1 protein-coding gene and 1 pseudogene are annotated in these 605 nt (G+C 58.7%); both read left to right on the top strand.

Translation table 11 applies throughout. The annotated features are described in order from the left end of the window. Window positions 1-305 (top strand): annotated as a pseudogene (locus tag EN969_RS34255) (hypothetical protein); the annotation flags it as partial. Between the two features lie 62 nt (window positions 306-367). Beyond that, the coding region (gene nadA / locus EN969_RS34260; protein WP_164758810.1) for a quinolinate synthase NadA at window positions 368-605 on the top strand (238 nt) is incomplete at its 3' end.

Raw genomic sequence — 605 nt, forward strand, 5'->3', positions numbered from 1 at the left:
GTCGTATTCTGGCAACCGGGATCGCGCGGCTGCGTTCGAAGATCAAATACCGGCCGGTCGTGTTCGAGCTTATGCGGCCTTCCTTCACGCTGCTGCAACTGCAGCGAACCGTGGAAGCTTTGGCTGGCAGGCTGATCAACAAGCCGAACTTCCGGAGATTGGTCGAGCAGCAGGAACTTGTTGAGGAGACCGGGGAGACCTCCCTCGACACGGGCGGCCGACCGGCGAAGCTTTATCGCTTCCGGCATGCCGTCCTCGACGACAGGGCTATCGCCGGGACAAAATTACCGCTGGCGCGGGCTTGACATACTTATAGTCAAGGTAGATATATTCCCTTATTGTCAAACCGAATATAATCGAGGCGCCAATGACTGGGGCGTTACCTATGGCTGCGTCCTTGTATGAGCGTGTCCGGCGGGTGATCCCACCCGTTGAATGGCCCGCGTTCGCCGGCGATATTGAAGCCATCTTAGCGCTGAAGCGTGAGCGCAATGCGGTGGTGCTGGCGCACAATTACCAGACGCCCGAAATTTTTCATTGCGTGGCAGACATCGTCGGCGACAGCCTGGCGTTGGCCCACAAGGCGGTGACGGTCGACGCCGACA

The sequence above is a fragment of the Mesorhizobium sp. M7A.F.Ca.CA.003.01.2.1 genome (assembly GCF_003998945.1).
Classification (GTDB): domain Bacteria; phylum Pseudomonadota; class Alphaproteobacteria; order Rhizobiales; family Rhizobiaceae; genus Mesorhizobium; species Mesorhizobium ciceri.